Genomic DNA, 26,264 nt, shown 5'->3' with positions numbered 1-26,264 from the left:
TGGGCGCGCTGCCCAACCTGCTGCCCGGCGGCAGGCCGGTCGCCGACGCCGCCGCCCGCGCCGAGACCGCGGCCGCCTGGTACGTCGGCGACGTGCCGAGCACACCGGGGCGCGACACCACGGCGATCCTGGAAGCCGCCCGCAGCGGTGAACTGGGCGCCCTGCTGGTCGGCGGCCTCGAACTCGACGACCTGCCCGATCCCGCCGCCGCGCTGGCCGCCGTCGAGGCGACGCCGTTCGTGGTCAGCCTGGAGATCCGGGAGAGCGCGGTCACCGCGGTCGCCGATGTGGTGTTCCCCGTCGCGCCGGTGGTCGAGAAGGCGGGCTCGTTCGTGAACTGGGAAGGGCGGCTGCGCCCCTTCGAACCCGCGCTGCAGAGCAGCGCGAGCCCCGATCTGCGGGTGCTCAACTTCCTGGCCGACGAACTCGGTGTCGCGCTGAACCTGCCCACGCCGGCGGCCGCGGGCGAGGACATGGCGCGGCTGGGACTGTGGGCGGGCGCCCGACCCGCCGCACCCAGCGTCGCGCCCGCCGCGCCGCCGGCCCCGGCCGTGGGGCAGGCCGTGCTCGCCGGATGGCGGATGCTGCTCGACGAAGGCCGGCTGCAGGACGGTGAACCGCACCTGGCCGGCACCGCGCACGCACCGGTCGCGCGGTTGTCGGCGGCCACCGCGGCCGAGATCGGCGCCGCCGAGGGCGATCTCGTGACGGTGCGCACCCCGCGGGGGTCGATCACGCTGCCGCTGGCGATCACCGACATCGGCGACCGGGTGGTGTGGTTACCGCTGAACTCGCCGGGTTCTGCGGTGCACAGGAGGCTGGCGGCGACGGTCGGCGACGTCGTGTCGATCGGGCGGGCCGAATCGTGAACCATCCGGATCCGACCCTGTTCGGCAACGACCCGCTGTGGCTGATCGCGCTGAAGGCCGTCGCGGTCTTCGCGCTGCTGATGCTGACCGTGCTGTCGGCCATCCTGATCGAACGGAAACTGCTGGGCCGCATGCAGATGCGGTTCGGACCCAACCGGGTCGGCCCCAAGGGGCTGCTGCAGTCGCTGGTCGACGGTGTGAAGCTGGCGCTCAAAGAGGGCCTGGTGCCGACCGGTGTCGACAAGTTCGTCTACCTCGCCGCGCCGGTGATCGCCGCCGTTCCCGCGTTCATCGCGTTCGCGGTGATCCCGTTGGGCGGCGAGGTGTCGATCTTCGGGCACCGCACCGCGTTACAGCTGACCGACATGCCGGTCGCGGTGCTCTACATCCTGGCCGCGACCTCCATCGGGGTGTACGGGATCGTGTTGGCCGGCTGGGCATCCGGGTCGACCTACCCGCTGCTGGGCGGTCTGCGTTCGAGCGCGCAGGTGATCTCCTACGAGATCGCGATGGCGCTGTCGTTCGTCGCGGTCTTCATCTACGCGGGCACGATGTCGACGTCGGGCATCGTCGCCGCACAGGACGGCGTCTGGTTCCTGTTCCTGCTTCTGCCGTCGTTCCTGGTGTACGTGACGTCGATGGTCGGTGAAACCAACCGCGCCCCCTTCGATCTCCCCGAGGCCGAGGGCGAGCTGGTCGGCGGGTTCCACACCGAGTACTCGTCGATCAAGTTCGCGATGTTCATGCTGGCCGAGTACGTCAACATGACGACCGTCTCGGCGCTGGCCACCACGATGTTCCTGGGCGGCTGGCACGCACCGTGGCCGATCAACATGTGGGACGGCGCCAATACCGGGTGGTGGCCGCTGCTGTGGTTCATCGCCAAGGTGTGGATGTTCATGTTCCTGTTCTTCTGGCTGCGCGCCACGATGCCGCGCATGCGCTACGACCAGTTCATGGGGCTGGGCTGGAAGGTGCTGATCCCGTTCTCGCTGGCCTGGATCATGATCGTCGCGACCGCGCGGGCGCTGCGCAACGAGGGCTTCGACGAGCTCACCACCTGGCTGGCCTCGGCGGCCGCGATCGTCACGCTGCTGATCGTCGTCGCGCTGTGGCGCCGGATGCGGACCAGGAACGTGCGCCAGGCCCCGCAACAGAACCTCGACCCGCAGATCTTCCCGATACCGCCCCTGCCGGTCACCGACGGGCCGACTACGAAGGAGCGAGCAGATGCCTAAATTCATCGAAGCGATCAAGGGTTTCGCGGTCACCTTCGGGACCATGTTCAAGAAGCCGGTCACCGAGGAGTACCCGGAGAAGCCGGGCCCGGTCGCCAAGCGCTACCACGGCCGCCACCAACTCAACCGGTACCCGGACGGGCTCGAGAAGTGCATCGGCTGCGAACTGTGCGCCTGGGCGTGTCCCGCCGACGCCATCTACGTCGAGGGCGCCGACAACACCGAGGCCGAACGCTACTCCCCCGGTGAGCGTTACGGCCGCGTGTACCAGATCAACTACCTGCGGTGCATCGGCTGCGGGCTGTGTATCGAGGCCTGCCCCACCCGGGCGCTGACCATGACCAACGAGTACGAGATGGCCGACGACAACCGCGCCGATCTCATCTGGGGCAAGGACAAGCTGCTGGCGCCGCTGCGGTCGGGCATGCTGCCGCCGCCGCACCCGATGGCCCCGGGCAGCACCGACGAGGACTACTACCTGGGCAACATCGGACCGGTACCGACGGACAAGATCACCGAGGACGTGCGGTGAGGTTCGACCTGATCGCCGCGATGGCCGAAGACACCCCCGGTCGCACATCGACCACCGAGGCGGTGCTGTTCTGGGTGCTCGGCGCGGCCGCGGTGATCGGCGCGCTCGGGGTCATCACCGCCCGAAAAGCGGTGTACAGCGCCATGTTCCTGGCCATGACGATGATCATTCTGGCCGTCTTCTACATCGCCCAGGACGCGTTGTTCCTCGGCGTCGTGCAGGTGGTGGTGTACACCGGCGCGGTGATGATGCTGTTCCTGTTCGTGCTGATGCTCGTCGGCGTGGACTCCTCGGACTCGCTGGTCGAGACGATCCGCGGACAGCGGGTCGCCGCAGGCGTCGTCGGCGTCGGATTCGGGCTGCTGCTGATCGCCGGGGTCGGCAACGTCTCGGTCGCCGGGTTCACCGGCCTGGCCCAGGCCAACGCCAACGGCAACGTCGAAGGACTCGCGGCGCTGATCTTCGTGCGGTATCTGTGGGCGTTCGAGTTGACCAGCGCGCTGCTGATCACCGCCGCGCTGGGGGCCATGGTGCTCGCCCACCGCGAACGCTTCGGCCACCGCAAGACCCAGCGCGAACTCGCCGAAGAGCGGTTCCGGCCCGGCGGATACCCGACGACGCTGCCCAATCCCGGTGTGTTCGCCCGCAACAACGCCGTCGACATCGCCGCCCGCCTGCCCGACGGATCGCCGTCGGAGCTGTCGGTCAGCCCCTCGCTGGAGCAACGGACCGTGCCGGTGCGCAACGGGCGAGGAGGTGAGGCGTGAACCCGGACAACTACCTGTACCTGTCGGTGCTGCTGTTCACCATCGGCGCGGCCGGGGTCATGCTGCGCCGCAACGCGATCGTGGTGTTCATGTGCGTGGAACTGATGCTCAACGCCTGCAACCTGGCGTTCGTCTCGTTCTCGCGGATGCACGGCACGCTCGACGGTCAGGTCGTGGCGTTCTTCACCATGGTCGTCGCCGCGTGCGAGGTGGTGGTGGGGCTCGCGATCATCATGACCATCTTCCGCGCCCGCAAGTCGGCCTCCGTCGACGACGCCAGTCTGCTGAAACACTAAGTCGGTTGGAAACCTAAGGCCACGATGACGATTCCAGTTTGGCTCACCATCGCACTGCCGCTGGCGGGTGCGACGATCCTGTTGCTCGGCGGGCGCCGCACCGACGCGTGGGGGCACCTGCTGGGCTGCCTGGCCGCGATCGCGTCGTTCGTCGTCGCGGCCGTGCTGTTCTTCGACATGGTCGGGCGCGACGGCGAACAGCGGGCGGTCCACGAAAGCCTGTTCTCCTGGGTGCCGGTCGGCGGTCTGCAGGTCGACTTCGGCCTGCAACTCGACCAGCTGTCCATGTGTTTCGTGCTGCTGATCACCGGTGTCGGATCGCTGATCCACATCTACTCGATCGGCTACATGGCCGAAGACCCCGGCCGGCGACGGTTTTTCGCCTACCTGAACCTGTTCCTGTCGGCGATGCTGCTGCTGGTGCTGGCCGACAACTACCTCGGCCTCTACGTCGGGTGGGAAGGCGTCGGCCTGGCGTCCTACCTGCTGATCGGGTTCTGGGCGCACAAGCCGTCGGCGGCCACGGCGGCCAAGAAGGCGTTCGTCGTCAACCGCGTCGGCGACATGGGCCTGGCGATCGCGATGATGGTGATGTTCGCGTACCTGGGAACCATCTCGTACGCGGGGGTTTTCGAGGCCGCGCCGGTGGCCGGGGAAGGTGCGCTCACCGCGATCGGGTTGCTGTTGCTGCTGGCGGCGTGCGGTAAGTCGGCGCAGGTGCCGCTGCAGTCCTGGCTGGGCGACGCGATGGAAGGCCCGACCCCGGTGTCGGCGCTGATCCACGCCGCCACCATGGTGACCGCGGGCGTCTACCTGATTGTGCGGTCCGGACCGGTGTTCGACCTCGCGCCCAACGCCCAGCTGGGCGTGGTGATCGTCGGGGCGGTCACGCTGCTGTTCGGCGCGATCATCGGCTGCGCCAAGGACGACATCAAGAAAGCCCTTGCTGCGTCGACGATGTCGCAGATCGGCTACATGGTGCTGGCCGCCGGTCTCGGCCCGGTCGGTTATGCGTTCGCGATCATGCACCTGCTCACCCACGGCTTCTTCAAGGCCGGGCTGTTCCTGGGCGCCGGTTCGGTCATGCACGCGATGGACGACGAGGTCGACATGCGCCGCTACGGCGGTCTGCGCAAGGCGCTGCCCATCACGTTCGTCACGTTCGGCCTGGGCTATCTGGCGATCATCGGAATACCGCCACTGGCCGGCTTCTTCTCCAAGGACGGCATCATCGAAGCGGCCCTCGGCGCCGGCGGCGTCAAGGGCATCATCCTCGGCGCGGTCACCATCCTCGGCGCCGGTATCACCGCGTTCTACATGACGCGGGTGATGCTGATGACGTTCTTCGGCGAAAAGCGTTGGGCGGAAAAAGCACATCCACATGAGGCGCCCGCGGTGATGACCTGGCCGATGATCCTGCTGGCGGTCGGCTCGGTCGGGTCCGGCGCCGCGTTCGCGATCGGCGGCACGCTCGAACACTGGCTCGAACCCGTCGTCGGAACCCACGAGGTGCACCACGTCGCACCCGTGTGGGTGGTGACGACGGTGATCCTGGCCGTCGTCGCGGTCGGCATCCTGATCGCCTACCGGATGTACGGCACCCGACCGATCCCCGACGAGGTGCCCGACGGGTCAGCACTCACCGTGGCCGCCCGCCGGGATCTCTACGGCGACGCGTTCAACGAGGCGGCGCTGATGCGGCCGGGTCAGCTACTCACCCGCGGGCTCGTCGAGATCGACGACGAAGCGGTCGACGGTGCGGCCAGCGGGCTGGCGGGGCTGGTGTCCCGGCTCTCGGATGGTCTGCGCCAGTGGCAGACCGGGTTCGCCCGGTCGTACGCGTTGTCGATGCTCGGAGGTGCGGTTCTGGTGCTCGTGGCGATCCTGGCGGTGCAACTGTGGTGAGCGGCATTCCCTGGCTGACGGTGCTGTGGGCCACCCCGACAGTCGGCGCGGCGCTGGTGATCCTGCTGCCCGCCGCGCAACGCGTCCTGGCCAAGTGGTTCGCGCTCGCGGTCTCGCTGGCGGTGCTCGCCATCACCGCGGTGCTCGCCGTGGGGTTCGACCCGGGCGGCGAACAGTTCCAGTTCGTCGAATCACACCGCTGGATACCGTCGTTCGGGACCGGCTACATCCTCGGCGTCGACGGCATCGCGTTGGCGATCGTCGTGCTCACCGCCGTCCTGGTGCCGCTGCTGATCATCGCGGGCTGGAACGACGCCGACGGCCAGACCGGGCTGCGCGGCCGGTCGGTGCAGACGTATCTGGCGCTGACCCTGGCCGTCGAGGGCATGGTCATCATGTCGCTGGTGTCGCTGGACATCCTGCTGTTCTACGTGTTCTTCGAGGCGATGCTGATCCCGATGTACTTCCTCATCGGCGGGTTCGGCGGCGCGAACCGGTCCAAGGCGGCGGTGAAGTTCCTGCTGTACAACCTGTTCGGCGGGTTGATCATGCTGGCCGCGGTGGTCGGGCTGTACGTCGTGACTGCGGGCAGCGACGCGTTCGACGCCGGCACGTTCGACTTCCGCGCGATCGTGGCCGCGGTGGCCAGCGGCGAGTTCGTGGTCAACCCGGCCGTGATGCACCTGCTGTTCCTCGGCTTCATGTTCGCGTTCGCGGTCAAGGCGCCGCTGTGGCCGTTCCACCGCTGGCTGCCCGACGCCGCCGTGGAGGCCACCCCGGCCAGCGCGGTGCTGATGATGGCCGTGATGGACAAGGTCGGCACGTTCGGCATGCTGCGCTACTGCCTGCAGTTGTTCCCGGACTCGTCGCTGTACTTCCAGCCGCTGGTGGTCACGCTGGCGGTGATCGGGATCGTGTACGGCGCGATCCTCGCGATCGGCCAGACCGACGTCATGCGGTTGATCGCCTACACGTCGATCTCCCACTTCGGGTTCATCATCCTGGGCATCTTCGTGATGACCAGCCAGGGCCAGTCCGGGTCCACGCTGTACATGGTCAACCACGGGCTGTCGACGGCCGCGCTGTTCCTGATCGCCGGATTCCTGGTGTCGCGCAGGGGCACCCGCCTGATCAACGCCTACGGCGGCGTGCAGAAGGTCGCCCCGGTGATGGCGGGAACGTTCCTGGTGGCCGGGCTGGCGACGCTGTCGCTGCCGGGGCTGGCGCCGTTCATCAGCGAATTCCTGGTCCTGATCGGCACATTCACCCGGTTCCCGGTGCTGGCCGTGTTCGCGTCCACCGCGCTGGTGCTGTCGGCGATCTACATCCTGTGGATGTACCAGCGGATGATGACCGGGCCGGTGACCGACGGCAACGACCGCATCCGCGACCTGCTGCCGCGTGAACTCGTCGTCGTCGCACCGCTGATCGCGCTGCTGCTGGTTCTGGGCGTGTACCCCAAGCCCGCGCTCGACGTCATCAACCCCGCGGTCGACCACACGTTGACCACGATCGACCAACCTGACCCGGTACCCAGACTCGCCGAAGGGCCGACACCGTGACCCTGACCCCACCGACCGTCGAATACGGCCTGGTCTCCCCGCTTCTGATCATTTTCGGGGTGGCCATCGCCGGCGTCATCGTCGAGGCGTTCCTGCCGCGGCAGCACCGCTACCGGGCCCAACTGCTGCTGGCGTTCGGCGGCATGGCCGCCGCCCTGGTCGCGGTCGTGATGCTGGCCCGAGACCTGCACGGCAGCGTGGGACGCTCGGCGGTGATGGGCGCCGTCGTCGTCGACATGCCCGCACTGTTCCTGCAGGGCACCATCCTCGTCGTCGGCGTGCTGGGCGTGCTGCTGATCGCCGAACGCGAGATCCCCGCGCGCGCAGGCGGAGACAACGGCGAGCGCGGGCTGGACGGCTTCACCGCGCAGGCCTCGGCGGTCCCCGGCAGCGTCGCCGAACAACTGGCCACCAAGGCCGCGGTCATCCAGACCGAGGTGTTCCCGCTGACGATGTTCGCGATCGGCGGCATGATGCTGTTCCCGGCATCCGATGACCTGCTGACGATGTTCGTCGCGCTCGAGGTGCTGTCGCTGCCGCTGTACCTGCTGTGCGGGCTGGCGCGCCGGCGGCGTCTGCTCTCGCAGGAGGCGGCGCTCAAGTACTTCCTGCTGGGCGCGTTCTCGTCGGCGTTCTTCCTCTACGGCGTGGGCATGCTGTACGGCTACGCGGGCACCTTGGATCTCGACGGGATCGCCGCCGTCGTCGAATCCGGTTCCGGTAAAACGTCGCTGGCGCTGATCGGCATGGGCCTGCTGCTGGTCGGCGTGCTGTTCAAGATCGGCGCGGTGCCGTTCCACTCCTGGATCCCCGACGTGTATCAGGGCGCGCCGACGGCGATCACCGCCTTCATGGCGGCGGCGACCAAGATCGCCGCGTTCGGCGCGATGCTGCGGGTGTTCTACGTCGCGCTGCCCGAACTGCGCGACGACTGGCGGCCGGTGCTGTGGATCATCGCGATCCTGACCATGGTGGTCGGCACCGTGACCGCAGTGACCCAGGTGGACGTCAAGCGGATGCTCGCCTATTCGGCGGTCGCGCACACCGGGTTCATCCTGACCGGTCTGATCGCCGGGACCGAGGCCGGGCTGTCCTCGACGCTGTTCTATCTGTTCGCGTACGGGTTCAGCACGGTCGGCGCGTTCGCGGTCGTGGGTCTGGTCCGCGACGCGGCCGGTGAGGAGGACACCGCGATGGCCCGGTGGGCCGGTCTCGGACGGCGGTATCCCATTGTCGGCATAGTGTTTTCGCTGTTCCTGCTGGCGTTCGCCGGGATCCCGCTGACCAGTGGGTTCGTCAGCAAGTTCGCGGTGTTCAAGGCGGCCGGCGAGGGTGGTGCGATCCCGCTGGTGGTGGTCGGCGTGGTGGCCAGCGCGATCGCCGCCTACTTCTATGTGCGGGTGATCGTGCTGATGTTCTTCACCGACCCGCCCGAGGACCCGCCGACGGTGGTCGCGCCGAGCCTGCCGAGCACCGCGGTCGTCACGGTGACCGCTGCGGTGACGTTCGCGCTCGGTGCGCTGCCGCAGCCGCTGCTGGATATGGCGAACAACGCCGATCAGTTCCTGCGCTAGCTGCTCACTCGAGCAGCCCGACCTGCCGGTAGAGGCTTTCCAGGTAGCGGCGCATCTGCCGCGCCGTCGGCGGATTCGGTTGCAGGATACGGTAAGTGACCGCCCCGGCGAGCATGTCGATCAACACGTCGAGGTCGGCGTCGGCGTCGACCGCGCCGTCGGCCTGCGCGCGGCGCAGCATGGCGAGCACCGTCGTGCGCCGCGGGAGGATGTAGTGGTCCCAGTACGTCTGCATCAGCAGCGGGTGTGTGACGGCGGAGCCGTAGATCTGTGCGACCAGGCCGCGGAACCTGGGGTCGGCCGCGGTGGCCGCGGCGGCGGCGATGTTGCGTCGCACCAGATCCCGGGCCTCGACGGTTGCGACTTCGCCGTCGGTGGGCCACCGGATGTCCGCGCTGACCTGGGTTTCGATTGCGTCGGCGATCAAGCGCTCCTTGTCCGGCCACCTCCGGTAGACGGTCGGCTTCCCGACACCGGCGCGCTTGGCGACCTGCTCCATGCTCATGCCCGCGATGCCGCGGTCGATGAACAGGTCCAGCGCCGCGGTGAGGATCGCGGTGTCGGTGGCCGGGTCTCGCGGCCGGCCCCGTGTCATCGCACCGTGCCGGTACTCAGCGCCCGGCGCAGCCAGTCGTCGAGGCTCGCGGCATCGGTTCCGCGCCAGGCGAGATGGCCGTCGGGGCGGACCAGCAGGGCGTCACCGTCGACCGGGTCGTCCAGCATCTGGACATCCGGGCCGAGTCGGTGCGTCGCGACGTCGAGCAGTGCGCGCTCGCCGGATAGCAGCGCCCAGCCGCCGCGCAACTGCTCACCCGAGACCCCGGCGACGCGGTCCCCCGGTCGCGGCCGCTGCCACGGCAGGGACCGTTCGGCCAGCGGACCGCGGCGGTAGCTGACCCACAGTTGCGAGGTCTGGTAGGTGATCTTGCGCTGTATCCACGCCAGGTTCATCACCGGGACGAGGATCCGGTCGCGGAGGAACCGTCCGAAACCGTGTTGCGCCACATTGACTTTCGTCACAGCGCTGGTGCTGCGCAACACCTCGGTGGCCAGCGGGCGACGTTCGGATTCGTAGGTGTCGAGCAGCGCGGGTTCAGCGTGGCCGCCGATCACCGTCGCCAGCTTCCATGCGAGGTTTTCGGCGTCGCCGAGCCCGGTGAGCATCCCCTGCCCGCCGAACGGGGCGTGGGTGTGGGCGGCGTCGCCGGCGAGGAACACCCGTGACCGCCGGTAGGTGTCAGCCAGGCGCCGGTGCACCCGGAACGTAGACAGCCATCCGACGTCGGTGATCTGCACTCGGCGACCGGTGCGCTCGGGCAGGATCCGTTCGAGACGGCTCAACATCTCTGCGTCGCTGGGCTTGTCGGACGGTCCGTCGGGGTCGTAGGCGATGACGCGCCACATTCCGCCCGGCATCGGCATCACGCCGAGCATGCCCGCCGGGTGGATCCACCCGGTGGTTCCGGAGCGGTCCAGATCCCAGTCGAGTGCGACGTCGGCGAGCAGGAAGCGTTCGCTGAGCTTGACCCCCGGGAAACCGATGTCGGCGAGCTTGCGGGTGGCGCTGCCTGCGCCGTCGCAGCCGATCAGCCAGTCGGTCTGGTGCTGGGCGCCGGAGTCCGTGGTGGCCAGCACACCGTCATTGCTCTGGTGGAGCCCGACGAGTTCGGTGTCCCACTCGATCTGCCCGCCGAGTTCGGTCAGCCGGGCACGCAGCGCGGCCTCCACCTCGGCCTGGGAGATGACCATCGGCGGCGCGGCGGTCTGCATCTGCGGGTCGCCGAACCTGATGTGCATGACGGGGCGGTCGCCGAGGTAGGTCGTGATGCTCATGGCCCGCACCGAGCGGTCCGGTAGGTCGCCGAGCGCGCCGAGCCGCTCCAGCACCTCCGAACCGCGCGCATGCAGGAAGTTCGCCCTCGAGGTCGTCGCGGGCCCGTCGGCTTTGTCGATGACGCGCACCGCGACGCCGCGGCGGAGCAGCCCGCAGGCCGCCGCCAGGCCGGTCGGGCCGGCACCGGTCACCAGCACCTGGGACATCTGCGCCTCCTCCATTTACGAAACGGATACGTAACGGAATATACGCGCGTCGGGCCCGGACCGCTAGATTCAGGTGATGACCGAACAACCGCTCGTCCTCGTCGCCGACAACGGCCCGGTCCGGGTGCTGACGATGAACCGCCCCGAGGCTCGAAATGCGTTGAGCCGCGCGTTGATCCACGCCACCTACACCGCGCTGACCGACGCCGACGACGACGATTCGGTGCGCGCCGTCGTGCTCACCGGCGCCGACCCGGCCTTCTGCGCGGGCGTCGATCTCAAGGAGGCCCAGCGCGACGGCCTGGCCTACTTCGAGGAGTTCCGCTCGCAGAGTTGTATCGCCGCGACCGGCAACATGCGCACGCCGATCATCGCCGCGATCAACGGCGCCACCTTCACCGGCGGCCTAGAGATGGCGTTGGGCTGCGACTTTCTCGTCGCGTCCGAGCGCGCGGTGTTCGCCGACACACACGCCCGCGTCGGCATCCTGCCCGGCGGCGGGATGACCGCGCGGCTACCGCAAGTGGTCGGGCTGGCGATGGCCCGTCGGCTGTCGATGACCGGCGAGGTGGTCGACGCCGCCCGCGCCGAGCGGATCGGGCTGGTGACCGAGGTCGTCGAGCACGACCGGCTGCTGGCCCGCGCCGTCGAACTGGCCGCTCAGATCGCCGAGGTGCCGGGCCCGGTCATGCGCGGGCTCAAGGAGATCTATACGACGGGCGCCGCCGCGGTGATCGATCCGGCGCTGGCGGCCGAAGAGAAGATCGCGTACGCGCAGCACCGCGATTTCGAGGGGCTCGGCGACCGGTTCGAGGCGGTGTCGCAGCGCAACAAGCGCCAGATCGACACGTAGCGCTCGCGTGCTCGTCCGCCGAGCGTGGGAACTTTCGCGCGAAATGCGCGATATCGCATCAGAAACCCGACGCTCAGCGGCCTCGACCGTCGCGGACGAGGATGAACTCGACCGTGCGGCGGCCGCCGAACTCGGGGCGCGGCGTCGTGGTCATCTCCACCTGGCGGCGGGCCTGCTCGACGACCGGGGTGTCCGGGTCGAGCACCGACAGGTACACCTTGTGCTCGGCCAGCGACGCGACCGCCCGCTCGAAACAGCCGTCGTCGATCACCTCGGCGTGCGTCGCCTCCGGACCGTTCTGGAACAGCCACCGCGGCGGGTCGGCCAGCGCGTCGTAGGCGTCGACGACCGCGGCGGCGAACTCCATGTGGTCGCGCTGGTTGGGCTGCCCGGGCGCCCACTCGGGGCCGCCGTAGATGCTGATCACCACGTCGGGGCGCAGCGCGGTGATCGTCTCGGTGATCGCCGCGCGCAGCTCTGCGGTGTTGCGGATCTCGCTGTCGGGGAAGTCCCAGAACTGCACATCGGCGACGCCGAGGACGGCCGCGGAGCGCAACTGCTCGGCCTCGCGCAGCGGGCCCGCCTGCTCGGTCGGCATACCGGCGATGCCGGCCTCGCCGCGGCTGGCCAACGCGTAGTGGACGGTCCTGCCCTCGCCGGTCCACTTCGCCACCGCGGCCGCGCAACCGTACTCCGGGTCGTCGGGATGCGGCACCAGCAGCACCGCGGTGCGCCAGTCGGTCGGAAACGCCTCGAGCACGACCCCTATGTCACCACACCGTGCACCACGATCGCGGTGGTCTGGTCGACCCAGTCATCGCCGAGCGGCTCGCCGGGCTGCAACAGCATGCGCAGCAGCGTCGCGCCGCCGATCACCTCGACCAGCCGGTCCGGGTCGACGTCGGCGCGCACCTCACCGCGTCGCACTGCGTCGGCGACCCGGTTGCGCACGGCCACGAACACTCCGGCGAACCGTTCCATCACCCGCACGTTGAGCTCGGCGTCGGCGACCATGTCGGCGATCAGCCCGGGCAGCGCCGCGCGCACCACCGGGCTGGTGAACACGTCGCGGGTGGCGGCCAGCATCGCGCGGATGTCGGCTGCGAAACTGCCCGGCGGCGTCTCGATGGCCGACGGCGCCGCCGGGAACGCCGCCTCGTGGACCAGTTCGACCTTGCTCGACCAGCGCCGGTACAGCGCGGTCTTGGTGGTGCCCGCGCGCTCGGCGACCGCGGCCATCGTCAGATTCGAATAGCCGATTTCCACAAGCAGATCCGCGGTGGCCCGCAATATGGCAGCGTCGATACGCGGATCCCGGGGCCGCCCGGCGCCCGGGGTCTTGTCAAGCGAAGACGCGTCTGATTTCATATCGCTACCCAGCGTATCGTAATTAGCGGCCGAAGGAAGAACTTGTGGCTAGTGAACCGGCTGTCGAAGACATCAGCCGCCTCGAACACTCCAGTCGCGACCTGAGCACGCTGCCCGGCGTGATGTCGCGCTGGCTTTCCGGCGTGCTGCCCGGCGGCGTCGCCCCCGAGATCACCGTGGAAAGCGGCGTCGACGCCAACGGGATGTCCTCGGAGACCATCATCCTCACCGGGCGGTGGAGCGAGGACGGCCGGCCGCGCGAACAGAAGTGGGTGGCGCGCGTGGCCCCCACCGCCCAGGACGTCCCGGTGTTCTCCGAGTACCGGATGGATCACCAGTTCGACGTCATCCGGCTCGTCGCGCAGCACACCGACGTGCCGGTGCCGCAGGTGCGCTGGCTGGAGGACACCGGCGACGTGCTCGGCACGCCGTTCTTCCTGATGGACTACGTCGACGGCCGGGTGCCGCCCGACGTCATGCCGTACACGTTCGGCGGCAACTGGTTCGCCGACTCCCCCGCCGAACAGCGCCGCCAACTGCAGGACAACACCGTCGGCGTACTGGCCAAACTGCACTCGATCCCGAACCCGCAACAGACGTTCGGTTTCCTCGACGACGGCTCGGACCCGAACGCGTTGCGGCGCAACCTGAATTGGTTGCAATCCTGGTACCGGTTCGCGGTGCCCGACATCGGATCTTCCACGCTGGTCGAAAGCGCACTCGACTGGCTGGAGGCGAACTGGCCCGCCGACGTCGCGGCCGCCGACCCCGTGCTGGTGTGGGGCGACTCGCGGGTCGGCAATGTGCTCTACTCCGGTTACGACCCGGCGGCCGTACTCGACTGGGAGATGGCCACACTCGGCCCCCGCGAGATGGATGCGGCGTGGATGATCTTTGCGCACAACGTCTTCCAGGAGCTCGCCGGCCTGGCCGGGCTGCCCGGGTTACCGGACTTCATGCGCGAGGACGACGTGCGGTCCACCTACGCCGCGCTGACCGGCGTCGAACTCGGTGACCTGCACTGGTTCTACGTGTACTCCGGTGTGATCTGGGCGTGCGTGTTCATGCGCACCAGCGCCCGACGGGTGCGCTTCGGGGAGATCGAGCAGCCCGACGACGTCGAGTCGCTGTTCTATCACGGCGCGCTGCTCAAGCGACTGATCGGCCAGGAGGCGTAATGCTCGGACCCACAGACGAATTCCCGATCCACCAGATCCCCCAGCCGATCGCGTGGCCGGGATCGTCGGACCGCAACTTCTACGACCGCTCCTACTTCAACGCCCACGACCGCACCGGCGACATCTTCGCGATCACCGGCATCGGGTACTACCCGAACCTGGGTGTCAAGGACGCGTTCGTGCTGGTACGGCGCGGTGACACCCAGACCGCCGTGCACCTGTCCGACGCCATCGACGGCGACCGGCTCAACCAGCACGTGCTGGGCTATCGGGTCGAGGTCAGCGAACCGCTGCGCAAACTGCGGATCGTGCTCGAGGAGACCGAGGGCATCGCTGTCGACCTGACCTGGAACGGTCTGTTCGACGCCGTCCAGGAGCAGCGCCACGTGTTGCGCACGGGCACCCGGATCACGTTGGACGCCCAGCGGTTCGCGCAGGTCGGGTCGTGGAGCGGGGTGATCTCGGTCGACGGCGAGGACATCACCGTCGACCCGGACGTGTGGATCGGCAGCCGCGACCGGTCGTGGGGCATCCGCCCGATCGGCGAGGCCGAACCGGCCGGCCGGCCCGCCGATCCCCCGTTCGAGGGCATGTGGTGGCTGTACGTGCCGATGGCCTTCGACGACTTCGGGATCTGCCTGATCATCCAGGAGGACCCGACCGGGTTCCGCAGCCTCAACGACTGCACCCGCATCTGGCGTGACGGCCGCGTGGAACAACTCGGCTGGCCGCGGGCCAAGATCCACTACACCTCCGGCACCCGAATCCCGTACGGCGCCACCATCGAGGCCGCCACACGAGACGGGTCGCCGGTGGTGTTCGAGGTCGAGTCCAAGTTGGCGGTGCCGATCCACATCGGCGGCGGCTACGGCGGCGACTCCGACTGGCTGCACGGGGTGTGGAAGGGCGACAAGTTCACCGAGCGGCTGACCTACGACATGACCGACCCGGCGGTCAACGGCCGCGCCATGTTCGGGGTCATCGACCACGTCGGCCGCGCCGTGTGCACCGAGGGCGGCGCGTCCCGCGAGGGCTGGGGCCTGTTCGAACACGGCGCGCTCGGCCGCCACGACCCGTCGGGCTTCAAGGACTGGCTCACCCTCGCCGATTGAGTGGTTTCAGGGCGCTAACCGTCGACCAGCGATCAGTAGCGCACCGAAACCACGATGAGGGCGACGGCCGCGACCGCCTCGACAAGGCAGTAGAACCAGTTGGGGTAGAACGCTGTTCGTGTGTCGACGACCGCCGACACCACCCGACCGAACGCCATGCCGGTCAGCGCGACGCCCACGGTGAGCAGCACGCCGGCGCGAACCTCCGCGGCGACGACGGCGTACCCCAGTACGCCCGCGATCGCCAACCCGAAACCGCCGTACACCGCGCGCACCTCGGCCCGCGCGGTCGCCCCGCCCAGCGTGGTGCCGAAGGGCCGCACCAACCGGTCGGGCACCGCCAGCGCGTAAACGCCCATCCCGGCGAAGAACACGGCGATGACCGCCACGACGATGTCTGCCACGGTAGCCTCCTGTCGATCGGTAGGAGGCCAGCATGACCGTCGACGCAGCGGGCCCGCTTCCACAAACCTGTCGCCCGTCGGTGTGGTTGTGGCCGGGGCTCGCGCTGTATGCCGGGCCGAGCCTGAACCTGGCGCCGCACTCAGGTTCGGTGTGGTGTCTGGCGGTCGGCATCGGCGGACCGTTGAGCGTCACCGTCGAAGGCGCCGATCCGGTGCGCGCACCCAGCGTGCTGATCCCGCCGCGGTTCACCCACCACCTGGCCTGCCACGGCGACGGGCTGGTCTCCTGCTATCTGGAGCCGGCGTCGAGCCGCGCCGAGTGCTGCCGCGCCAAGGTCGGCGCCCGGCGCGGCGACATCGGCGTTGGCCATGTCGAGGCGCATCGCCTGCAGTTCACCCCGGACGACGACGACTCCGCGTCGCACTGGCTCGACATCGCCGCGCCCGTCGCCGACCGCCACCTGGACCCGCGAATCACACTCGCGGTCAACCGGATTCGCGCGGACCCTGCCGATCGGGTGTCGGCCCGCGAGCTGGCCGCCTCGGTCGGGCTGTCCGAGTCGCGGTTCCTGCACCTGTTCCGCGCCGAGGTGGGCACCACGCTGCGCCGCTACCGGTTGTGGGCGCGGCTACTGCGCGCGGGTGCGGCCATCGCCGACGGTCACAACCTGACCGACGCGGGGATGCAGGCCGGTTTCGCCAGCCCGTCGCACCTGTCCGACCGCTTCAAGTCGACGTTCGGGCTGACGGCCTCGGCGCTGCTGGACTCCGGCGCCGCGGTCCGCGTGCCCAAGACGTGGCGAGCAGACGCAAACTGACCGGAAAAGTGCCGAAAATAGGGCACTTCGCGTCTGCTCGCCGAAGAAGGCGGCCCGCGCTCTCTCTAGGCGACCGGGCGTACCGGCACCGGCGCCCGGCCGAACACCATCGACTCCTCGATGCGGTCCAGGCGGTGGTCGATCGCGTCGAGCACGTAGTTGTGCCGCACGTTCCACGGCCGGTGGGTACCGGACTTCGGCAGCACATGCCCGGCGCGCTGCACGTAACCGGCGTTGATGTTCCACGCCGGCTTCTCGGCCATCGGCTTGTCGCCGAGATGCGGGTAGGCATGCGTGTAGCCGTGAGAGTCCATGTAGGACACGAGCTTCGCGAACGCTCGCGCGGTCAGGTCGGCCCGCAATGTCCACGAGGCGTTGATGTAGCCGACGCACCACGCCAGGTTCGGCACGTCCTCGAGCATGTGCTCCTTGTAAACGAACCGGTCCTGCGGCTTGACCTCTTCGCCGTCGATGTGGATCGCCACCCCGCCGAGGGCCTGCAACTGGATCCCGGTCGCGGTGATCAACACGTCGGCGTCGATGCGCTGCCCGGACCGCAGCACCACACCGTCGGAATCGATGTGGTCGATCTGGTCGGTCACCACGTCGAGTCGACCGGTGTTGATCGTGTCGTAGAAGTCGTTGTCGAGCATCGCGCACAGCCGCTGATCCCACGGGTCGTAGCGCGGCTTGAAGTGCACGTCGACCGGATAGCCCTTGGGCAGATTGCGTTTGGCGTAGCCGCGGATGAAGGCCCTGGCGAGCTTGGGCGCCGCTTGGGCGAACGCGTAGATGAACACCGTGAAGATCGTGTTGAAGATCCGCGCGCCCCAGTAGCCGGCGCGGCCGGGCAGCACCTTGCGCAGCGCCTGCACCACCGGGTGCACCCGCCACGTCGACAACACGTACGTCGGTGAGCGCTGCAGCATGGTGACGTGTCCGGCCTTCTCGGCCAGCGACGGGATCATGCTGATCGCGGTCGCGCCGCTGCCGATCACCAGCAGCCGCTTGCCGGTGTAGTCGAGCGACTCCGGCCAGTGCTGCGGGTGCACCACCTCCCCGGCGAACTCGTCGATCCCCGGGAAGTCGGGGCGGTAGGGCTCGTCGTAGTTGTAGTAGCCGGTGCCGAAGAACAGGAACCGCGACCGGTAGCTCCTCGGTGTGCCGTTCTCCTCGGCGTGCACGGTCCAGGTGTCGGTCGTCGAGTCCCAGTCCGCCGAGAGCACGCGGTTGTTGAACCGGATGTGACGGTCGATGCCGTGCTTGCGGGCGGTCTCGGTCAGATAGTCGCGGATGTCGGCGCCGTCGGCCACGTTCTCGGGTCGCGTCCACGGCTCGAACGGGTAGCTGAGCGTGAAAATGTCGCTGTCGGAACGGATGCCCGGATACTGGTGCAGATCCCAGGTGCCGCCGATGCGGGCCCGCCGCTCGAGCACCGTGTAGGTGGCCTGCGGGTTCTTCTCCTGCATCCGGTAGGCGGCCCCGATCCCCGAGATGCCCGCGCCGATGATCAGCACATCGGACCACTGCTCACTCATCCGCAACCTCCTCTGGTCCCGATGGGTACCACGATAGGAGTCAAGCGGCGAGTGCGTCGACAATCTCGGTCAACGCGCTGATCGCGATGGGTCCGGGCTGGTAGAGGCAGACCCGGTCGGAGACCCCGCCGACGCGGTCGCGGATGTGGGCGGCGATCTGCGCGGGGCTGCCGCAGGCGGCGATGGTGTGCAGCATCTCGTCGTCGACGAGCGTCGCCATCTCCTGCCACCGGCCCTGTTTGGACATCGCGTTGAGCTCGGGCTGCAGCTCGCCCCAGCCGTGCGCGTCGAGCACCGGCCGGTACGCCGGGGTGGAGCCGTAGAACGCCAGCAGCCGGCGCGCGGCCGTGTGATCGCTCCCGACCGACACGATGACCTCCGGGACGACGGCGAAGTCGTCGAGCGAGCGGCCGGCACCGGCCAGCCCGTCGCGCACCGCGGGCATCGTCACCTCGTGCAGGAACCGTTTCGAGCCGAACGGCATCACCAGCAGACCGTCGGCGACCTCGGCGGTGGCGCGGGTCAGCCGCGGGCCCAGCGCGCCGAGGTAGATCGGCGGCGGGCCGTACGGGTTGGGCCCGGGGTTGAACGTCGGGGTCATCAGCGTGTGCCGGTAGTACTCGCCGCGAAAGTCGAGCCGCTCGCCGGTCTCCCAGGTGGTGAACACCGCCCGCAGCGCCCCGACCATCTCCTTCATCCGCTCGACCGGCCGGTCGAAGGCCGCGCCGTAGCGTTTCTCCACCTGCGCGCGGACCTGGGTGCCGAGCCCGAGGGTGAACCGGCCGCGCGCCAGCAGCTGGTGGTCATAGGCCTGGTGCGCCAGCTGGACGGGGTTGCGCGGAAACGCGATCGCGACGTTGGTCAGCAGATCCAGGCCTCCGACGGTGGCGGCCACGGTCAGCGGCGCGAACACGTCGTGCGGCCCTTCGAAGGTGAACACCCCGGCCGCCCCGGCCTCGCGCAGCTGCTGCGCGCGTTCGGCCGCGTCCGTCGGCCCGAACAACGCTGTCATGACCTTCACGACGTGAGAGCCTATCGGCGTGACCATGCAAGCCAGTGCCGACGCGGTCGTGGTGGGCGCCGGGTTCGCCGGGTTGGCCGCGGCGCGCGAACTCACCCGGCTCGGTCACGACGTCGTCGTCCTCGAGGGCCGCGACCGCGTCGGTGGCCGCTCCTCGACCGTGACGATCGCCGGGGTGGCAGTCGACCTCGGCGCCACGTTCGTCGGCCCCACCCAGGACGCGGTCACCTCGTTGGCCGCCGAGCTGGGCTGCGAGGCGGTGCCGACGTTCAGCCGGGGCAAGAACCTGATCCGCTGGCGGGGCCGGGTCCGCTCCTACCGCAGCACGATTCCGCGGCTGTCGGTCATCGAGTTGCTCGACGTGTCGCGGATCCAGTGGCGCTTCGAGCGCGTGTGCCGCCGGGTGCGGGTGGACGAGCCGTGGGCCGGGTCGAACGCCTACCAGCTCGACGGCCTGACGCTCGACGGCTGGCTGAAGTCGGTGCGCGCCAGCGCCGGCACCCGCGACCTGATGGCGATCATGTCGCGGGTGACGTGGGGCGCCGAACCCGACGCCGTGTCGATGCTGCACGCGGTGCGTTACGTCAAGGCCGCCGGCGGGCTGGACCGCATGCTCGACGTCGAAGGCGGCGCGCAGCAGAGCCGTTTCCCGGGCGGCACGCAGCAGATCGCGGTGCGGATGGCCGAGGAGCTGGGGCCGCGGGTGGTGCTGGGCGCCGTCGTGCGGCGCATCGAACGTCACGGCGACGGCACCCTCACCGTCACCGCCGATTCCGGTGCGGTCCGCGCCAGGGCCGTCGTCGTCGCGATCCCACCCGAGCACCGCAGGGCCATCACGTTCCTACCCGATCTGCCACCCGAGTACGGCAAGCTCGCCGAGCACTGGCCGCAGGGCAAGCTGAGCAAGGCCTACGTCGCGTACGAGAAGCCGTTCTGGCGGGCCAACGGCCTGTCCGGAGAGGCACTTTCGGACGAGGGGCCGGTGTTCATCACGTTCGACGTCAGCCCGGGCGACGACGGGCCCGGTGTGCTGCTGGGCTTCACCGACGCCCGCACGTTCGACCCGCTGCCCCCCGAACAGCGCAGACAGCGCGCACTGACCGGGTTCTCGGCGCTGTTCGGCGATCAGGCACTGAACCCGATCGACTATCTCGACCACCGTTGGGGCGCGGAGGGTTTCGCACCTGGTGGGCCGACGGCCGCGGTGCCGCCCGGCTCATGGACGACCTACGGCCGCTGGCTGCGCAAGCCGATCGACGGGATCTACTGGGCGGGAACGGAAACCGCCGACACCTGGACCGGGTTCCTCGACGGCGCGGTGCGCTCGGGCCGGCGCGCGGCCGACGAGGTGCACCGCGCACTGTCCGGCTAGGAGCTGATCCGGCGCTGGGCGCTGACCGAGTCGATCAGCAGCCGAAGGTGGTTGTTCACGTCGTCGGGACGCTCGAGGATCGCGCAGTGCCCGCCGGACAGTTCGACGAACTGCGCCAGGTTGGGCACCTCGCGGGCGATGCGGCGCGCCGAGACCATCGGCAGCAGCCGGTCCTTCTCGCTGCCGATCACCAGCGTCGGCACCACCAGGTTGTGCAGCCCGATGTGCTGGGGCCCGAGGTGGTCGACCAGCGCGCCCGCCCAGCCGCCGCGGCCGGCGGGCGCGGTCCCGGCGAACAGGTCGTGGACGAACGCGGCGATCGTCGGGTCGGCGTCGCGACCGACGGCCAGCATCGACACGAACCGCTGGTTGGGGCGGTGGATCGCGCGGGGCACCGGCACCGCGCCGAACGTCTTGAGCAACGTGCCCGCGGTGCGGACCCGCACACTGGCCAACGGGGCAGGCACCCGCAGCAGCTGGACGTGGCGCAGCAGGTCACCGGTCGTGGTGTTGATCAGCGCGACGCCGTCGGCCCGCTCGCCGACCCGCTCGGCGTAGCGCTCCGACCACGAGGTGATCGCGATACCGCCCATCGAATGCCCGGCGACGACGGCCCGCTCCCCCGGTGCCAGCGTCTGCTCCAGCACGGAGTCCAGGTCGGCGGCCAGGTGGTCGAGGCTGTAGCTGCGCCGCGACCGTGGGACCTCGCTGCGCCCGTGGCCGCGGTGGTCGTAGGCGATGACGCGGTAGTGCCGGGACAGGTCGGCGATCTGGTTCGCCCAGACCCGGATGGCGCAGGTGATGCCGTGTACCAGCACCACGGGGTAGCCGTCGTCGGGGCCCCAGACCTCGGCATGCAGGCGGGTGCCGTCGGCGGACCGGACCGTGACCTCGCGGCCCGGCGGAAGCGCCTCGGCGGGGGCGAACACGGACGTCCTGGATCGTCTCGCGGGACCACGGCTCATGAGCGCTCCATTCCAGATCGGCAACACTGCCGGATAAGTAAGCTTATCTACGCTCCGGCAAGCCGGTGGCATTACCCCGGCCGGTGTCGCGCCGCGGGTTTAATGGGCGCCATGCGCGCGATACAGATTGCCAGCCTCGACGGACCCCAGGCCGCCAAGCTCGTCGACATCGACGAGCCCGACGCCGACGGTCAGGTACTCATCGATGTGCACGCCGCCGGCGTCGCGTTCCCCGATGTGCTGCAGTCGCGCGGGCTCTACCAGTACAAGCCGGACCTGCCCTACAGCCCCGGCGGTGAGGTCGCAGGCGTGGTGCGCAGCGCCCCGGACGACGCGCACGTGGCCGCCGGCGACCGGGTCGCCGGGCTGACGATGGTGTGCGGCGCGATGGCCGAGGTCGTTGCGCTGCCCGCCGAGCGGGTGTTCAAGCTGCCTGACAACGTGTCGTTCGAGGCCGGCGCCGGCCTGCTGTTCAACGACCTGACCATGCATCACGCGCTGCGCACCCGCGGCCGGTTGGCCGAGGACGAGACCGTGCTGGTGCACGGCGCGGCCGGCGGCATCGGCACCTCGACGCTGCGGCTGGCGCCGGCGTGGGGCGCGTCGCGAGTGATCGCGGTGGTCAGCACCGAAGACAAGGCCGAGGTGGCCCGGGCCGCGGGTGCGACGGATGTCGTGCTGGCCGACGGGTTCAAAGACGCCGTCAAGGAGTTGACCGGCGGGCGCGGGGTGGACATCGTCGTCGACCCGGTGGGCGGTGACCGGTTCACCGACTCGCTGCGGTCGCTGGCGCCGGGCGGCCGGTTGCTGGTGATCGGGTTCACCGGCGGCGAGATTCCGACGGTCAAGGTGAACCGGTTGCTGCTGAACAATGTCGATGCGGTCGGAGTCGGCTGGGGCGCCTGGACTTTCACGCATCCGAACTATCTCGCCGAGCAGTGGGCCGAACTGGAGCCGCTGCTGGCCTCGGGCAAGGTGGCCGCGCCGCAGCCACAGGTGTTCCCGCTCGAGCGGGCGGCGGAGGCGATCGCGGCGCTGGAGGACCGCTCGGCCAAGGGCAAGGTCGTCGTCGCCCTGCGTTAGGCGCTCACAGGTACGGGTCGGCCCAGGCGCTGATGATGCGGGCGGCACGGGCGGCCTGGTTCTTGCCGGTCAGCAGATGGTCAGCGCCCTCGAGTGAGACGAAACTGCGTGGGTGGCGCGCACATTGGAAGATGTCGCTGGCGTTGGCGATTCCGACTGTGTTGTCGGTCGGCGAATGCATGACGAGCAGCGCGCGCCGCAGGGTGTGGATGCGCTCGCGCAGGTCGGCTTTGCGGACGTCGTCGATGAAGTGCCGGCGCAGGGTGAGCGCCTTGCCGCCGATGTGCAGCCGCGCCTCCCCTTCCTCCTCGATGCGTTGTACGAGCGCGTCGTAGATGTTCTCGACGTGGGCGGGCTGGTAGGGGGCGGCGACGCTCGCCACGGCCGCGACCGTCGGGCATTCGTGCGCAGCGGCCAGCACGGCCGACCCGCCGAACGAGTGCCCGACCAGCAGGCGCACCTCGCGTCCGCCCGCGTTCATGTACTCGACGGCGCGCACGGTGTCGGCGACCTTGTGCGAGAACGAGCCATCGCCCCAGTCCCCCTCGGAGTCGCCGAGGCCGAGGTTGTCGAATCGCAGCATGCCGATGCCTTCGGCCGCCAGCTGTTTGCACATGCGGCTGGCGGCCGGGCTGTCCTTGCCGAGCGTGAAGCCGTGCGCGAAGACGCCCCACCCGCGGACGTCGCCGTCGGGGTGGTCGATGACGCCGCACAGGTTCGGACCGCTGGAACTCGCAAAGATGACGCGCTCACCCACGTCGGCCATCCTGTCACTCGCCGGCGCCGTCAGTCGCGGATGCGGGCGACCTGACCGGTAGCCAGCACCCCGGCGGGGTCGTAGTGCTCGGCCAGGTCGGCCAGCCGGAACAGGGTGGGCATGTCGTAGCAGCGCACCAACCGGTCCGGGCCGGTCGCCGGCGCGAAGTTCGGCAACGAGTCGCCGGTGGACCACTTCGCGAGCGCGGCGATTACCCGCGCGGTGCGCCCGGGCACTGCCGGGTCCACCACCCCGATCGTGACGAGGGTGAACGCGGCGTCGCGGTGGCAGAACGCGTCCGGATGCCGCGGCGGGCGGGCGAACGCTCCACCGAGTTGGCGTATCTCGACGATCGTCTGCGGCGAGCCGGATCCCGGGCCGGCCACGGCCAGCAGGGCGTCGACGGTGTCGGCGGTGACCTCGCGCAGCACGGTGTGATCTTCGTGGACCGGTAGGGGGTCGACCGGATCGGCGTGCACGGCGCCGATGGCCGCGTACGGCAGCACCGACACCGTGTCGAGCACCGGCTCGGCGACCTTTCGCATCGGCTCGAGCAGCCGTCGCGCCTCGTCGTGGTCGCCGACCGCGGCGAAGCGTACGGCGACGGTCATCCGCCCGGCCAGTGGTGCGGGAACCTCCGGTAGCGGCGGAAGTTGCAGCACCGCAATCGAAGTGGTCACGCTGTGTGGCAGTTCTGTGCACCAGTCGCGCCAGGCATGCAGTACGGCGGCCGCGTCCTCGCCGTCGAAGTAGACTGCGCCACCGAAGAACTCGGGGATCGGCAGTAGGTCGATCTCGACGGCGGTGACGATGCCCAGCGTCCCTTTGCCGCCGCGCAGACCCCAGAACAGGTCGGCATGTTGGCTCGGCGTCGCGGGCAGGATGTCGCCGGTGCCGGTGACCACTTCGAAACCGCGGACGTGGTCGGACGACAGGCCGATGCTGCGGGCCAGCGGTCCGACGCCTCCGCCGGTGAGCAGCCCGACGACCCCGACGCCGGGCGCCGAACCGCACGGTGCGGCCAGCCCGAACGGTGTCAGCGCGTCGAGCACCTGCTGCCAGCACACCCCGGCGCCGACCCGCGCGGTGCGCCGCATGACATCGACGTCGAGGCTGTCGAGCCCGGCGGTGAGCAGCAGCACCGTGTCCGAATCCACCCCGGTCGCACCGTGACCGGTGGCTTGCACCGCGATTCGCATCCCGTGCGCTCCGGCGAACCGCACGGTGCGGGCCACGTCGTGCGCCGATGCCGCCAGCACCACCGCGGCCGGTGTCACCGCGGCCCCGTTCCACGGTGCGCACCGCTCGTAGCCGGGCTCCCCGGGTAGCGCGACGGGGCAGCTGAGGTGATCCCGCAGGGTGGCGGTGCGGGTGCGGTCGTCCGACAGAGTCATCGGGGTCCTTTCTCGAGGCCTTCGGCCATCGAGTAGGAATCCCATCGCAGGCGGGGCCCGGGTGACAGGCCCTGGCAGTGCTACCTCGGGTGCAGCAGGTCGCGTTTGACCTCGAGTCGACGCAGTTTGCCCGACGAGGTCCGAGGCAGTGTGCCGGGCCGGACGAGCACGACATCGGCTGGCACGACACCACATTCGGATGCGACCCGCTCGATCAGGTCGGCGCGTGACTTGGCTTCGTCGGGGCCGCGGAACTCCGCGACGATCGCGACACCGGGCCGGATCGAGCGCTCCCCGACGCCGACGGCGACGACGGCACCCTCCCGCACGCCCGGTGCGCCTGCGGCGACGCGTTCGACCTCGGCGGGGAAGATGTTGCGCCCGGCGACGGTGATCAGTTCCTTGGCGCGACCGCACACCACCAGGCCGCCGTCGACGAGGTAGCCGAGATCGCCGGTGGGGAACCACTCGTCGGCGGACAGCGGCGCGCCGTCACGGTAGCCCGACATCATCGAGGTGCCGCGGATGAAGACTTCGCCGATGCCGTCGTCGTCGACCTCGCCGATGCGCACCTCCATACCGGAGATCGGCTCACCGAGCACGGCTTGTCCGGCGTCGTCGACGACCAGGCCGCAGCCGGGCTCGGGAACGGTTACCGCACAGGTGGATTCGGCGAGACCGTAGGAGGGAGCCAGGGCTCCCGCGGAAAATCCGAAGCGGGCCATCTCCTCGGCGAAGCGTGCGGTCAGCTCGACGTCGACGGGTTCGCCGCCGTTGAGGGCGAAGCGCACGTTTCCGAGGTCGACGTCGCTGACGCGTCGCGAGTACTTGCCGATCAGGCCGTAGGCCATGTTCGGTGCGGCGGTGATGGTGGCTCGGCTCTCGGTGAGCCAGGACAGCCAGCGAAACGGTGACGCCTGAAACGCCGTCGTCGGCGCCTGCCAGACGTCGGTGCCGGCGAGCGCACCGGCGAGCAGGAAGCTCAGCCCCATGTCGTGGTAGAGCGGTAGCCACGAGCACCCGGTGTCGGCGGGGGTCACGCCGATGCGGTCGTTGAGCCCGGACAGGTTGGCCAGCACGGCATCCGGTGACAGTTGCACGGCGCGCGGCACGCCCGTCGAGCCCGCGGTGCCCTGCAGCAGCGCGATCTCGGGCCGCTGGTCGGGGGCGCGGAAGGTGGTGGACCGGGTGAGCGACGCGACGGAATCGAGTTCCTTGACCAGCGGGCCGGTCTCGACGCGGGAGAGCTGCTCGAGGTAGCTGCCCGTGCTGAGGACGTGGGTGACGCCCATGCCCGCGAACCGGGCCGCGGTCGTGGACGCCCATTTGTCGGTGTCGGCGCCGCGGACCGGGCCGGGCGCGATGGTGACCGGGATTCCGGCCTGGAAGGCGCCGAGGATCGCGGCGATCATCTCGACGGTCGGCTCGTTGGCCAGGCCCAGGGTGGCGACCTCCTCGTTGAGCAGCCAGTCGGCGACGTTCTCCGAACGGGCGTGTACCTCCGGCCAGGGGTGGCGCCGCCAGGACCCGTCGTCGAAGACGTACAGGCTGTTGTCGGAGCTGGCCAGCCGTTGAGCAAAGGCCTGCGCCAGCGTGTTCATGGAAACCTCGCAGAGTC

Annotated in this window: 25 protein-coding genes; 14 read left to right on the top strand and 11 right to left on the bottom strand. The window is 69.6% G+C overall.

Going from position 1 to position 26,264, the window contains the following annotated elements:
- The 8 genes from BHQ18_RS27445 to nuoN all read left to right on the top strand — a co-directional run.
- The coding region (locus BHQ18_RS27445) for a molybdopterin dinucleotide binding domain-containing protein (protein WP_165614605.1) at window positions 1–869 on the top strand (869 nt) is incomplete at its 5' end.
- The gene (gene nuoH / locus BHQ18_RS27440) at window positions 866–2,107 is read left to right on the top strand and encodes an NADH-quinone oxidoreductase subunit NuoH (protein WP_069416804.1); all 1,242 of its coding nucleotides are present in this window, start codon (window positions 866–868) and stop codon (window positions 2,105–2,107) included. The genes BHQ18_RS27445 and nuoH, both read left to right, overlap by 4 nt.
- Window positions 2,100–2,639, top strand: coding sequence for an NADH-quinone oxidoreductase subunit NuoI (gene nuoI, locus BHQ18_RS27435; protein ID WP_069416803.1), 540 nt, complete (start codon window positions 2,100–2,102; stop codon window positions 2,637–2,639). Before nuoH ends, nuoI begins: the two co-directional genes overlap by 8 nt.
- Window positions 2,640–2,659: 20 nt before the next feature.
- Window positions 2,660–3,406 (top strand): NADH-quinone oxidoreductase subunit J, encoded by a 747-nt coding sequence (locus tag BHQ18_RS27430; RefSeq protein ID WP_069416809.1) that lies wholly within the window; start codon window positions 2,660–2,662, stop codon window positions 3,404–3,406.
- Window positions 3,403–3,702, top strand: coding sequence for an NADH-quinone oxidoreductase subunit NuoK (gene nuoK, locus BHQ18_RS27425; protein WP_069416802.1), 300 nt, complete (start codon window positions 3,403–3,405; stop codon window positions 3,700–3,702). Before BHQ18_RS27430 ends, nuoK begins: the two co-directional genes overlap by 4 nt.
- 24 nt (window positions 3,703–3,726) lie before the next feature.
- Window positions 3,727–5,607: an NADH-quinone oxidoreductase subunit L gene (nuoL, locus tag BHQ18_RS27420; RefSeq protein WP_069416801.1), complete on the top strand. Its 1,881-nt coding sequence runs from the start codon at window positions 3,727–3,729 to the stop codon at window positions 5,605–5,607.
- Window positions 5,601–7,169, top strand: coding sequence for an NADH-quinone oxidoreductase subunit M (locus BHQ18_RS27415; RefSeq protein ID WP_069416800.1), 1,569 nt, complete (start codon window positions 5,601–5,603; stop codon window positions 7,167–7,169). Before nuoL ends, BHQ18_RS27415 begins: the two co-directional genes overlap by 7 nt.
- Window positions 7,166–8,743 carry an NADH-quinone oxidoreductase subunit NuoN gene (gene nuoN, locus BHQ18_RS27410; protein ID WP_069416799.1) on the top strand — a complete coding sequence of 526 codons (1,578 nt, stop codon included), beginning with the start codon at window positions 7,166–7,168 and terminating at the stop codon, window positions 8,741–8,743. Before BHQ18_RS27415 ends, nuoN begins: the two co-directional genes overlap by 4 nt.
- 4 nt (window positions 8,744–8,747) lie before the next feature.
- Here nuoN and BHQ18_RS27405 read toward each other — a convergent pair whose 3' ends face one another.
- Together BHQ18_RS27405 and BHQ18_RS27400 are read right to left on the bottom strand one after the other, a co-directional pair.
- Window positions 8,748–9,338 (bottom strand): TetR/AcrR family transcriptional regulator, encoded by a 591-nt coding sequence (locus BHQ18_RS27405; protein WP_069416798.1) that lies wholly within the window; start codon window positions 9,336–9,338, stop codon window positions 8,748–8,750.
- Complete coding sequence (locus tag BHQ18_RS27400) at window positions 9,335–10,783, bottom strand: FAD-dependent monooxygenase (RefSeq protein ID WP_069416808.1); 1,449 nt, start codon at window positions 10,781–10,783, stop codon at window positions 9,335–9,337. Before BHQ18_RS27400 ends, BHQ18_RS27405 begins: the two co-directional genes overlap by 4 nt.
- A gap of 76 nt (window positions 10,784–10,859) precedes the next feature.
- Here BHQ18_RS27400 and BHQ18_RS27395 point away from each other — a divergent pair, with 76 nt between their 5' ends.
- Entirely contained in the window at window positions 10,860–11,636 is a 777-nt protein-coding gene (locus BHQ18_RS27395) for an enoyl-CoA hydratase (RefSeq protein ID WP_069416797.1), read from the top strand.
- A 73-nt stretch (window positions 11,637–11,709) separates the two neighbouring features.
- Here BHQ18_RS27395 and BHQ18_RS27390 read toward each other — a convergent pair whose 3' ends face one another.
- Together BHQ18_RS27390 and BHQ18_RS27385 are read right to left on the bottom strand one after the other, a co-directional pair.
- Entirely contained in the window at window positions 11,710–12,396 is a 687-nt protein-coding gene (locus BHQ18_RS27390) for a PIG-L deacetylase family protein (RefSeq protein ID WP_069416796.1), read from the bottom strand.
- 5 nt (window positions 12,397–12,401) lie between these two features.
- Window positions 12,402–13,004, bottom strand: a complete 603-nt coding sequence (locus BHQ18_RS27385; RefSeq protein WP_069416795.1) for a TetR/AcrR family transcriptional regulator — start codon at window positions 13,002–13,004, stop codon at window positions 12,402–12,404.
- 44 nt (window positions 13,005–13,048) lie between these two features.
- Here BHQ18_RS27385 and BHQ18_RS27380 point away from each other — a divergent pair, with 44 nt between their 5' ends.
- A complete protein-coding gene (locus BHQ18_RS27380) occupies window positions 13,049–14,182 on the top strand; it encodes a phosphotransferase family protein (protein WP_069416794.1) in 1,134 nt (377 codons plus the stop codon).
- Window positions 14,182–15,294, top strand: a complete 1,113-nt coding sequence (locus BHQ18_RS27375; protein WP_069416793.1) for an Rv3169 family protein — start codon at window positions 14,182–14,184, stop codon at window positions 15,292–15,294. The genes BHQ18_RS27380 and BHQ18_RS27375 overlap by 1 nt, the downstream gene beginning before the upstream one ends.
- 32 nt (window positions 15,295–15,326) lie before the next feature.
- On the opposite strand, the gene BHQ18_RS27370 is transcribed toward BHQ18_RS27375, so the two are convergent.
- Window positions 15,327–15,698 carry a DUF4345 domain-containing protein gene (locus tag BHQ18_RS27370; RefSeq protein WP_084294429.1) on the bottom strand — a complete coding sequence of 124 codons (372 nt, stop codon included), beginning with the start codon at window positions 15,696–15,698 and terminating at the stop codon, window positions 15,327–15,329.
- A gap of 32 nt (window positions 15,699–15,730) precedes the next feature.
- Between BHQ18_RS27370 and BHQ18_RS27365 the strand changes: the two genes are divergently transcribed.
- Window positions 15,731–16,516, top strand: coding sequence for a helix-turn-helix transcriptional regulator (locus BHQ18_RS27365; RefSeq protein ID WP_069416792.1), 786 nt, complete (start codon window positions 15,731–15,733; stop codon window positions 16,514–16,516).
- A gap of 65 nt (window positions 16,517–16,581) precedes the next feature.
- Here the strand turns inward: BHQ18_RS27365 and BHQ18_RS27360 are convergent, their stop codons facing one another.
- Complete coding sequence (locus BHQ18_RS27360; protein WP_069416791.1) at window positions 16,582–18,054, bottom strand: flavin-containing monooxygenase; 1,473 nt, start codon at window positions 18,052–18,054, stop codon at window positions 16,582–16,584.
- Window positions 18,055–18,094: 40 nt separating this feature from the next.
- On the bottom strand, window positions 18,095–19,075 hold the full coding sequence (locus tag BHQ18_RS27355; protein ID WP_069416790.1) for a TIGR03617 family F420-dependent LLM class oxidoreductase: 981 nt from the start codon (window positions 19,073–19,075) through the stop codon (window positions 18,095–18,097).
- A 25-nt stretch (window positions 19,076–19,100) separates the two neighbouring features.
- Between BHQ18_RS27355 and BHQ18_RS27350 the strand changes: the two genes are divergently transcribed.
- Window positions 19,101–20,447, top strand: a complete 1,347-nt coding sequence (locus BHQ18_RS27350; RefSeq protein ID WP_276045636.1) for a flavin monoamine oxidase family protein — start codon at window positions 19,101–19,103, stop codon at window positions 20,445–20,447.
- Here the strand turns inward: BHQ18_RS27350 and BHQ18_RS27345 are convergent.
- Window positions 20,444–21,412, bottom strand: coding sequence for an alpha/beta fold hydrolase (locus BHQ18_RS27345; protein ID WP_069416788.1), 969 nt, complete (start codon window positions 21,410–21,412; stop codon window positions 20,444–20,446). The two genes, BHQ18_RS27350 and BHQ18_RS27345, sit on opposite strands and share 4 nt — an antisense overlap.
- A gap of 111 nt (window positions 21,413–21,523) precedes the next feature.
- Here BHQ18_RS27345 and BHQ18_RS27340 point away from each other — a divergent pair, with 111 nt between their 5' ends.
- The gene (locus BHQ18_RS27340; protein WP_069416806.1) at window positions 21,524–22,495 is read left to right on the top strand and encodes an NADPH:quinone oxidoreductase family protein; all 972 of its coding nucleotides are present in this window, start codon (window positions 21,524–21,526) and stop codon (window positions 22,493–22,495) included.
- Window positions 22,496–22,499: 4 nt separating this feature from the next.
- On the opposite strand, the gene BHQ18_RS27335 is transcribed toward BHQ18_RS27340, so the two are convergent.
- The 3 genes from BHQ18_RS27335 to mbtM form a co-directional block, all read right to left on the bottom strand.
- On the bottom strand, window positions 22,500–23,252 hold the full coding sequence (locus tag BHQ18_RS27335) for an alpha/beta hydrolase family protein (protein ID WP_069416805.1): 753 nt from the start codon (window positions 23,250–23,252) through the stop codon (window positions 22,500–22,502).
- 29 nt (window positions 23,253–23,281) lie between these two features.
- Window positions 23,282–24,646 carry an FAD-binding oxidoreductase gene (locus BHQ18_RS27330; protein WP_069416787.1) on the bottom strand — a complete coding sequence of 455 codons (1,365 nt, stop codon included), beginning with the start codon at window positions 24,644–24,646 and terminating at the stop codon, window positions 23,282–23,284.
- Window positions 24,647–24,726: 80 nt separating this feature from the next.
- Complete coding sequence (gene mbtM / locus BHQ18_RS27325) at window positions 24,727–26,247, bottom strand: long-chain-fatty acid--ACP ligase MbtM (protein ID WP_069416786.1); 1,521 nt, start codon at window positions 26,245–26,247, stop codon at window positions 24,727–24,729.
- Between the last annotated feature and the right edge of the window lie 17 nt (window positions 26,248–26,264).

Origin of the sequence: Mycolicibacterium flavescens (assembly GCF_001722335.1) — a bacterium.
Lineage (GTDB): Bacteria > Actinomycetota > Actinomycetes > Mycobacteriales > Mycobacteriaceae > Mycobacterium > Mycobacterium flavescens.
The sequence above is the reverse complement of the archived record's forward strand: the minus strand, read 5'-3'. Positions and strand labels throughout refer to the sequence as shown.

Coding starts and splice junctions, on each gene's coding strand:
- BHQ18_RS27345 (WP_069416788.1), bottom strand. CDS start 21,412: ATGAGCCGTGGTCCCGCGAGACGATCCAGGACGTCCGTGTTCGCCCCC.
- BHQ18_RS27330 (WP_069416787.1), bottom strand. CDS start 24,646: ATGACTCTGTCGGACGACCGCACCCGCACCGCCACCCTGCGGGATCAC.
- BHQ18_RS27365 (WP_069416792.1), top strand. CDS start 15,731: ATGACCGTCGACGCAGCGGGCCCGCTTCCACAAACCTGTCGCCCGTCG.
- BHQ18_RS27430 (WP_069416809.1), top strand. CDS start 2,660: ATGGCCGAAGACACCCCCGGTCGCACATCGACCACCGAGGCGGTGCTG.
- mbtM (WP_069416786.1), bottom strand. CDS start 26,247: ATGAACACGCTGGCGCAGGCCTTTGCTCAACGGCTGGCCAGCTCCGAC.
- BHQ18_RS27350 (WP_276045636.1), top strand. CDS start 19,101: ATGCAAGCCAGTGCCGACGCGGTCGTGGTGGGCGCCGGGTTCGCCGGG.
- BHQ18_RS27340 (WP_069416806.1), top strand. CDS start 21,524: ATGCGCGCGATACAGATTGCCAGCCTCGACGGACCCCAGGCCGCCAAG.
- BHQ18_RS27385 (WP_069416795.1), bottom strand. CDS start 13,004: ATGAAATCAGACGCGTCTTCGCTTGACAAGACCCCGGGCGCCGGGCGG.
- nuoL (WP_069416801.1), top strand. CDS start 3,727: ATGACGATTCCAGTTTGGCTCACCATCGCACTGCCGCTGGCGGGTGCG.
- BHQ18_RS27375 (WP_069416793.1), top strand. CDS start 14,182: ATGCTCGGACCCACAGACGAATTCCCGATCCACCAGATCCCCCAGCCG.
- BHQ18_RS27395 (WP_069416797.1), top strand. CDS start 10,860: ATGACCGAACAACCGCTCGTCCTCGTCGCCGACAACGGCCCGGTCCGG.
- nuoI (WP_069416803.1), top strand. CDS start 2,100: ATGCCTAAATTCATCGAAGCGATCAAGGGTTTCGCGGTCACCTTCGGG.
- BHQ18_RS27400 (WP_069416808.1), bottom strand. CDS start 10,783: ATGTCCCAGGTGCTGGTGACCGGTGCCGGCCCGACCGGCCTGGCGGCG.
- BHQ18_RS27405 (WP_069416798.1), bottom strand. CDS start 9,338: ATGACACGGGGCCGGCCGCGAGACCCGGCCACCGACACCGCGATCCTC.
- BHQ18_RS27360 (WP_069416791.1), bottom strand. CDS start 18,054: ATGAGTGAGCAGTGGTCCGATGTGCTGATCATCGGCGCGGGCATCTCG.